Raw genomic sequence first — 8,048 nt, 5'->3', positions numbered from 1 at the left:
GCCTCGCGCCCGGCGCCGATCCCGCGCGGCTGCGTTTCGTGGAGACGATCGAGGCATGCGTCGCCGATGCCGATTTCATCCAGGAAAGCGCGCCCGAGCGCGAGGCGCTGAAGCTCGAACTGCACGAGCAGATCAGCCGCGCGGCGAAACCCGACGCGATCATCGCGTCGTCGACGTCGGGCCTGCTGCCGACGGATTTCTACGCGCGGGCGACGCATCCGGAGCGCTGCGTGGTCGGCCACCCGTTCAATCCCGTCTACCTGCTGCCGCTCGTCGAGGTGCTCGGCGGCGCGCGCACGTCGCCGGAAGCGGTCGAAGGTGCGATGGAGATCTATCGCAAGCTCGGCATGCGGCCGCTGCACGTGCGCAAGGAAGTGCCGGGCTTCATCGCGGACCGGCTGCTCGAGGCGTTGTGGCGCGAGGCGCTGCACCTCGTCAACGAGGGCGTCGCGACGACCGGCGAGATCGACGACGCGATCCGCTTCGGCGCGGGCATCCGCTGGTCGTTCATGGGCACCTTCCTGACCTACACGCTCGCCGGCGGCGACGCGGGCATGCGACACTTCATGCAGCAATTCGGCCCCGCGCTCGAACTGCCGTGGACGAAGCTGGTCGCACCCACGCTCACCGATGCGCTGATCGACAGCGTCGTCGTAGGCACGACCGAACAGCAGGGCACGCGCAGCATCAAGGAACTCGAACGCTATCGCGACGAGTGCATCACCGAGGTGCTGAAGTCGATCGCCGCGGTGAAGGCGCGGCACGGGATGCGATTCGAGGACTAAGGGACTAAAGCACTAAAGCACTAAAGCACTAAAGCACTAAAGCACTAAAGCACTAAAGGACTGAAGGCGATGACCGGCGATACCCCGCTGACGATATACCGCGACGTGGTGCGACCCGAATGGGTCGACTACAACGGCCACCTGCGCGATGCGTTCTACCTGCTGATCTTCAGCTTCGCGACCGATGCGCTGCTGGATCGCATCGGCCTCGACGACGCCGCGCGCCGCGAGCGGGGCCGCTCGGTCTACACGCTCGAAGCGCACGTGAACTACCTGCACGAGATCAAGGAGGGCACGCAGGTGCGTGTCGATGCGCGTGTGCTGGCGCATGACGCGAAGCGGCTGCACCTGTATCTCGAGCTGTTCGCGGACGGGCATGACGACGCGGTATCGGCGAGCGAGCAGATGCTGCTGCACGTCGATACGCGCGACGGCGCGAAATCGGCGCCGTTCGACGACGACGTGGCCGCACGCGTGGCCGGGCTGCATGCGTTGCAGCGCGATTGCGCGGCACCCGCGTATGCGGGCCGCGTGATCGCGCTGCCGCCGCGCCGATAGCGGGCGCGAACCTTCAAGCGCGGAGCGCACACGATGCTCGAACCGGAAATCGCGGCGTTCGTCGCTGCCGTCGACGCGTGGTATCCGGCCGACGCGGCCGAACGCGCGCCCGCCGAGCAGCGCCGCCTCTACGACCGCTTCGCGGCCGAGTGGACGCCGGCCGCGCTGCCGGCCGGCATCGTGCAGCAGGACGCCGTCTGGCAGGCGCCCGACGGCCGCGCGATCGCGCTGCGGCGCTACACGTCCGCGCAGGGTGCGCCGCGCGGCACGGTGCTGTTCTTGCATGGCGGCGGCTTCGTCGTCGGCTCGCTCGACAGTCATGCGCTGATCACCGCGCAACTGGCGGCCGATACGGGGCTCGACGTGATCGCGGTCGACTACCGGCTGGCGCCCGAGCATCGTGCGCCGGCCGCGCTTGAAGATTGCCTGGCCGTCACGCGCGCCGCACGCGACGCGCGCTGGCCGTTCGGGCCGTGCGCGCATCCGCTGACGCTCGCGGGCGACAGCGCGGGCGGCATGCTCGCGGCGGCCGTGGCCACCGCGTTGCGCGATGCGGGCGAAGGCGGTGTCGACGGCATCGCGCTCGTCTATCCGATGCTCGGGTTCGAACCGCAATCGCCGGCGCGCGAAACGGAAGCGCACGCACCGATGCTGACGCTCGACGACGTCCATCGTTATCGCGCGCTGTACTGGAACGGCGACTTGTCCGATGCGCTGGGAGACGGCAATCCGCTGTTGCGCGCGTCGGTGCCGCTCGCGGCGGCGCGTTTCGACGGCCTGCCGCCCGTTCTCGCGATCGGCGCCGAACACGATCCGCTGCGCGACGATGCGCGCGTGTACGTCGAACGGATTCGCGCGGCCGGCGGTGCCGCGCACTACTGGATGGGAGAGGGGCTGGTGCACGGCTGCTGGCGCGCGCTCGGAACGAGCCCGCAGGCGGCGCGGATGCACCGGACGGTCGGCGGGTTTCTGCTCGCACCACACGCGTAGCGGGCGTTTCCGGGAGGCAACGATGCAGGCAGCGCAACACCGTATCGAGGACTGGCGGACGTTTTCGGTCGACGCGACCATTGCGGCGGTCGCGATTGGCGACTCAGCGGTGGACGTCGAGTGGAGCGACACGCGACGATCGCCGTTTCATTTCGACTGGCTGCGCGACAATTGCGCGTGCTCCGCATGCGTGCATGCCGTCACGCGTGAACAGGTATTCGAGATCGCCGACGCGCGCGAGGATCTCGCCGCGCGCGCGGTGCACATCGAAGCCGACGGCGCGCTGCATGTCGAGTGGAACGACGGACATCGCAGCGCGTGGTCGCCGGGATGGTTGCGCGCGCATGCGTACGACGACGCGTCGCGCGCCGAGCGCCAGGCCGCGCACGGGCGGCACGTGTGGGCCGGCGACGATGCGACGGCCATCGGCGTGTTCGCGTGGCGCGACGTGATGGAGGACGACGGCGCATTGCTCGCATGGCTCGCCGCGTTGCAGCGCACCGGGCTGACGCTCGTCGAAGGCGTGCCGGCCGAGCGCGGGCGCGTCGACGAGATCGCGCGCCGCGTCGGCCTGATCCGCGAGAGCAATTTCGGTGTGCTGTTCGACGTCGAATCGAAGCCGCGCCCGGACAGCAATGCGTATACGTCGCTGAACCTGCCGCCGCATACCGATCTGCCGACCCGCGAGTTGCAGCCGGGCGTGCAGTTCCTGCATTGTCTGGCGAACGACGCGACCGGCGGCGACAGCGTGTTCCTCGACGGCTTCGCGCTGGCGGATGCGCTGCGGCGCGAGCACCCGGCCGATTTCGAGCAACTCGCGTCGACGCCGTTCGAGCTCTGGAACAAGAGTGCGAACAGCGACTATCGCTGCTCGGCGCCGGTGATCGGGCTCGATGCGCGCGGCAACGTGACCGAGGTGCGCGTCGCGAACTTCCTGCGCGGGCCGCTCGATGCGCCGGCCGGCTCGGTCGCGGCCGTCTATCGCGCGTACCGGCGGTTTCTCGCGCTTGCGCGCGAGCCGCGCTTTCGCGTGCAGCGCCGGCTGCGGGCGGGCGACATGTGGGCGTTCGACAACCGGCGCGTGCTGCATGCGCGCACCGAGTTCGATCCGTCGACCGGCCGCCGGCATCTGCAGGGCTGCTACGTCGATCGTGACGAATTGCTGTCGCGGTGGCGCGTGCTGTCGCGTTCGGCGTCTGCCGCGGCTGCACCGCACTGACGCGCACGCGCGGCTTCATCCTGCCTGCACACCTGCCGCGCAGGATGAAAAAGCGCCCGGACGCGAGGCGCCCGGGCGAAGCCACCCGCTGCCGGGCGGCGGAGGTATGCGTTTCATAAAAAAGGACGAGCCCCGCAAGGGGGCTCGTCCTGATGTTTCTTCATCGCGCTGCTCGCGGCGCCCGTCGGGGGCGCATCGGCTTACTGGCCGAAGAAGATCGAGTCGCGAGCGTTCGACGACGTTGCGGCCGGGGCGCCCGAGTGGACGGCCGGAGCCGGTTGCGCGCCGTAGCCGCTGGTGTCGGCACCATGAACACGCGCTTCGGCGCTCTGGATGTCGTTCGGGTAGTACGGGCTCGACAGGCCCGGCTTGTAGCCGGCTTGTTCGAGCTGAACCAGTTCGTTCTTCACTTGCGCGCGGGTCACGGTGCTTTGGGCGAATGCGCCGAACGAAGCGGACAGGGCGGCAGCGGCAACGACTGCGGAAACGAGCGATTTCATGATGACCTCCGGTGTTTTATTGAGTTCGCTCTCGACACCATGTCTTAAGCGATTGATCAAATCTTAGTCATCGGAAGGTTCAGGGTAAACGCTGATTTTGACGATAGATTGTTTCCTGGGCAGTAACAGTGGCGCGTCGACTCAGGCTTTCAACGGGCTTTCTTATCGGTTGGTGCAACAAGTATGAAGAATGTTGCGGAGGCCGGCACGCATTTCAGCGCGCCTCGGCCGCGGTGTCGAACGGCCGGCCCGGCGAACGTCCGGCCGGCGCGCCCGAGCTGAGGAAGCGCACGCCCGTCGCGGCTTCCGATGCCTCCCACAGCAACGCCGCCGATCCCACGTCGCGGGCCGTGCGTGGCACGCTCGCGGGCGCCGGCAGCCCGCGCGACTCGAACCAGCCGGACGGCCCGATATACGCGCCGCCCGCGAGATCGGGCGCGGTCGCCGCATGAATCGCGGGCAGTGCCCCCTGGTCGGCCGGCTGCGCGAGATAACGGTTCGCGGCCCGCATCAGCGCCGCACGCGCGGGCGAGCTGTCCATCGCCGGGCCCGCGAACTGCAGGTTGGTTGCCGCGTAGCCCGGGTGCGCGGCCACGCTGATCCCGGCGAACGCCGCGCGCTCGAAACGGCGCTGCAGTTCGATCGCGAACACGAGGTTCGCGAGCTTGCTGTCGCAATAGGCGAGATAACGGTTGTAGCGGCGCTCGGCGCGCAGGTCGTCGACGCGGATTCGCCCGCCGCGGTTGAGGCCGCTCGACATCGTCACGACCCGCGGCCGGCGCGCGGCGCGCAGCGCGGGCAGCAGATGGCCGGTCAGCGCGAAATGGCCGAGGTGGTTGGTGCCGAACTGCATCTCGAAGCCGTCGCGCGTATGGCGCAGCGGCAGGAACATCACGCCGGCGTTGTTGCAGAGGATATCGACGCGGCCATGGCGTTCGGCCACATCGGCCGCGAAGCGTGCGATCGAGGCGAGATCGGCGAGGTCGAGCGCGTCGACTTCGACGCGGGCATCGGGATGGAGCCGGCGGATCGCATCGGCGGCCTGCGCGGCGCGGGCCGCGTCGCGGCAGCCCATCACAACGGTCGCGCCTTTCGCGGCCAGCGTTTCCGCGAGTTGCCAGCCGAGCCCGCTATTGGCACCGGTCACGACCGCGACCTTGCCGCCCTGCGCCGGGACGTGGCGCGCGCTCCATGCATGCATGTCTGCCTCCATCGGCGCGACCGGATGGCCGCGGCACGTAATCGTTACATCGAGTGGTGTAACGATAGTGCGCGTGGTCGTGGCAGGCAAGCAGGGGAATTAGACCGGCGCTTCTAGGGCTTGCGCATCGTGTGGCACCGCATGCCGCGATGCGCGGCCGGCAGGATTTACCTGCCGCCGGCCAGCGCGAGCACTTCGGCGGCGGAGATCATCGCGGCCGCGTTCGCGGGCGCCGGGCGTTCGGCCGGGCGGAAGACTTCGTCGCCGCGCTGGATGACCTGGCGCGACAGCGCGCACGTGCCGGTGCGTTGCGCGAAGCGGCGGCGCCAGCGCTGTTCACCGTAGTGACAGCGGCCGGGCTCGACCCAGCGGACGACGAGCAGCGTATCGGAGCGTTCGAGAATTTCGACGTGGACGTCGGCGGGATCGAGCACAGGCAGGGATTTGGAGGCCTTCATTTTGCCGTTTCCTAAAGCTCGTGCGGTTCGGCCGTGGCAGTGGATGTCACTACCCGATGGCGAATCCGTAGCGGTTTCCATGAGTGGTGCGCTAAATGTAAGCGTCTGTGACCGGAAAAAACATCCTGTCTGGCTCAAATTACCTTTTGCCGATTTAGAAACAATCCACGCTTATTTTCTTGGAAAACCAACGACAAAAACGCCCCGGACATGAAGTCCGGGGCGGGAAATCGGCCTGCGCGCCGTGTCTGCTCGCCCAGTCACGGAGCCCATCGCCGGGGGGACGGAGATGCCCGCAGGGATCGAACGCGGGCGGGGAGGCGATGGACCGGTAGCGCAGTCCGGTACGTCATGATGGCGCGCGCATCCCGTTGAGACCCTGACGCGAACATGACTTTTTCGCCAGTTTGGCGCGGCGCCTCGCCGGGCGTGTCTGGATAAACGGCTGGACGGCCCGTCGGTATTGGGTGTGCGCGGATCCCGGGACAGGCGCCCGCGTGCCGTCGAATGCCGGATGCTTGCTCGACCGCCCGATTTCCACGCCCGGGTAAATACTGAATTCCGATTTCGTGACAAACGCAAAGTCGGCTCCTATGATTGGTTGGACCTTTAGTCCTTTGTGCCAATCGGCCGACGGGTGGCCGGTTTTTTCGGGAGAGTCGCTCATGAGATTGCAGGGCAAACGCGCGCTGGTGACGGCGGCCGGGCAGGGTATCGGCCGCGCGACCGCGCTGCGGTTCGCGAGCGAGGGCGCCGACGTGCTGGCGACCGACATCAACGAAGCCGCGCTCGTGCGGCTCGAGGCCGACGCCGAACGCGCGGGCAGCCGGCTGGCCACGCGGCGGCTCGACGTCACCGATGCGCAGGACGTCGCGGCGCTTGCCGCGAACGAGCGCGCGTTCGACGTGCTGTTCAACTGCGCGGGCTATGTCCACCACGGCTCGATCCTCGACTGCGACGACGACGCATGGGCGTTCTCGCTGAACCTGAACGTCACGTCGATGTACCGCCTGATTCGCGCGCTGCTGCCCGCGATGCTCGAAGCGGGCGGCGCGTCGATCATCAACATGGCGTCGGCCGCGTCGAGCGTGAAGGGCGTGCCGAACCGCTTCGTCTACGGCACGACCAAGGCGGCCGTGATCGGCCTGACCAAGGCGGTGGCCGCCGATTTCGTCGAGCGCGGCATCCGCTGCAACGCGATCTGCCCGGGCACGATCGAATCGCCGTCGCTGGAGCAGCGGATCGCGGACCAGGCGCGCATGCGCGACGTGTCGGCCGATGAGGTGCGCCAGGCGTTCGTCGCGCGCCAGCCGATCGGCCGCATCGGCACCGCGGACGAAGTGGCCGCGCTCGCGCTGTACCTCGCGTCCGACGAAGCGTCGTTCACGACCGGCGCGATTCATTTGATCGATGGCGGCTGGTCGAACTGACCGCGCCTTTCTCCGTTCACTTTCCATTTCCGTTCAAGACGACATGAAACTGCTGAGATTTGGCGACAAACACCATGAAAAACCGGGCCTGCTCGATGCGCAGGGCCACATCCGCGACCTGTCGGGCGTGATCGACGATCTCGCCGGCGATGCGCTGGCGCCGGCCTCGCTCGCGCGGCTGCGCGACATTCCGCCGTCGTCGCTGCCGCGGGTCGAAGGCACGCCGCGGCTCGGCGCGTGCGTCGGGCGCGTCGGCAAGTTCATCTGCATCGGGCTCAACTATTCCGACCACGCGGCCGAATCGGGGATGGAGGTGCCGAAGGAGCCCGTCGTGTTCGGCAAGTGGACGAGCGCGATCTCGGGGCCGAACGACGACGTCGAGATTCCGCGCGGCTCGGAGAAGACCGACTGGGAGGTCGAACTCGGCGTGGTGATCGGCCAGGGCGGTCGTTATATCGCGGAAGCCGACGCGCTGTCGCACGTGGCGGGCTACTGCGTCGTGAACGACGTGTCGGAGCGTGAATTCCAGCTCGAACGCGGCGGCACGTGGGACAAGGGCAAGGGCAACGACACGTTCGGGCCGCTCGGCCCGTGGCTCGTGACGGCCGACGAAGTGCCCGATCCGCATGCGCTGCGGCTGTGGCTCGACGTCGATGGCCATCGCTACCAGAACGGCACGACCGCGACGATGGTGTTCCGCGTGCCGCACCTGATCAGCTACCTGAGCCGCTTCATGAGCCTGCAGCCGGGCGACGTGATCTCGACCGGCACGCCGCCGGGTGTCGGCCTCGGGCAGAAGCCGCCCGTCTATCTGCGCGCCGGGCAGGTGATCACGCTCGGTATCGACGGGCTCGGCGAGCAACGCCAGCGCACCGTGCAGGCCTGATTCCCTTTCGCGGACGATTCG

9 protein-coding genes are annotated in these 8,048 nt (G+C 68.2%); 6 read left to right on the top strand and 3 right to left on the bottom strand.

Going from position 1 to position 8,048, the window contains the following annotated elements; genetic code table 11:
• The 4 genes from FOZ70_RS12050 to FOZ70_RS12035 all read left to right on the top strand — a co-directional run.
• On the top strand, positions 1-785 hold a 785-nt coding region (locus tag FOZ70_RS12050), incomplete at its 5' end, for an L-carnitine dehydrogenase (protein WP_219705947.1).
• Between the two features lie 69 nt (positions 786-854).
• Entirely contained in the window at positions 855-1,343 is a 489-nt protein-coding gene (locus FOZ70_RS12045) for a thioesterase family protein (RefSeq protein WP_021161452.1), read from the top strand.
• A 33-nt stretch (positions 1,344-1,376) separates the two neighbouring features.
• Positions 1,377-2,333: an alpha/beta hydrolase gene (locus FOZ70_RS12040; RefSeq protein ID WP_059649713.1), complete on the top strand. Its 957-nt coding sequence runs from the start codon at positions 1,377-1,379 to the stop codon at positions 2,331-2,333.
• A 22-nt stretch (positions 2,334-2,355) separates the two neighbouring features.
• Entirely contained in the window at positions 2,356-3,552 is a 1,197-nt protein-coding gene (locus FOZ70_RS12035) for a TauD/TfdA family dioxygenase (RefSeq protein ID WP_219705946.1), read from the top strand.
• Between the two features lie 200 nt (positions 3,553-3,752).
• Here FOZ70_RS12035 and FOZ70_RS12030 read toward each other — a convergent pair whose 3' ends face one another.
• The 3 genes from FOZ70_RS12030 to FOZ70_RS12020 all read right to left on the bottom strand — a co-directional run bounded on the left by FOZ70_RS12030 (position 3,753) and on the right by FOZ70_RS12020 (position 5,711).
• The gene (locus FOZ70_RS12030; protein ID WP_021161448.1) at positions 3,753-4,052 is read right to left on the bottom strand and encodes a DUF4148 domain-containing protein; all 300 of its coding nucleotides are present in this window, start codon (positions 4,050-4,052) and stop codon (positions 3,753-3,755) included.
• Positions 4,053-4,266: 214 nt separating this feature from the next.
• Entirely contained in the window at positions 4,267-5,253 is a 987-nt protein-coding gene (locus tag FOZ70_RS12025) for an oxidoreductase (protein ID WP_069254882.1), read from the bottom strand.
• Positions 5,254-5,420: 167 nt separating this feature from the next.
• Positions 5,421-5,711, bottom strand: coding sequence for a DUF3331 domain-containing protein (locus tag FOZ70_RS12020; RefSeq protein WP_021161446.1), 291 nt, complete (start codon positions 5,709-5,711; stop codon positions 5,421-5,423).
• A 665-nt stretch (positions 5,712-6,376) separates the two neighbouring features.
• Here FOZ70_RS12020 and FOZ70_RS12015 point away from each other — a divergent pair.
• Both FOZ70_RS12015 and FOZ70_RS12010 read left to right on the top strand, forming a co-directional pair.
• Positions 6,377-7,141 (top strand): SDR family oxidoreductase, encoded by a 765-nt coding sequence (locus tag FOZ70_RS12015; RefSeq protein WP_021161445.1) that lies wholly within the window; start codon positions 6,377-6,379, stop codon positions 7,139-7,141.
• 43 nt (positions 7,142-7,184) lie between these two features.
• Complete coding sequence (locus FOZ70_RS12010; protein WP_027789693.1) at positions 7,185-8,027, top strand: ureidoglycolate lyase; 843 nt, start codon at positions 7,185-7,187, stop codon at positions 8,025-8,027.
• Positions 8,028-8,048 lie beyond the last annotated feature (21 nt).

Origin of the sequence: Burkholderia sp. COPS (assembly GCF_019425585.1) — a bacterium.
Lineage (GTDB): Bacteria > Pseudomonadota > Gammaproteobacteria > Burkholderiales > Burkholderiaceae > Burkholderia > Burkholderia cepacia.
This window is presented reverse-complemented; position numbering and strand designations above follow the sequence as displayed.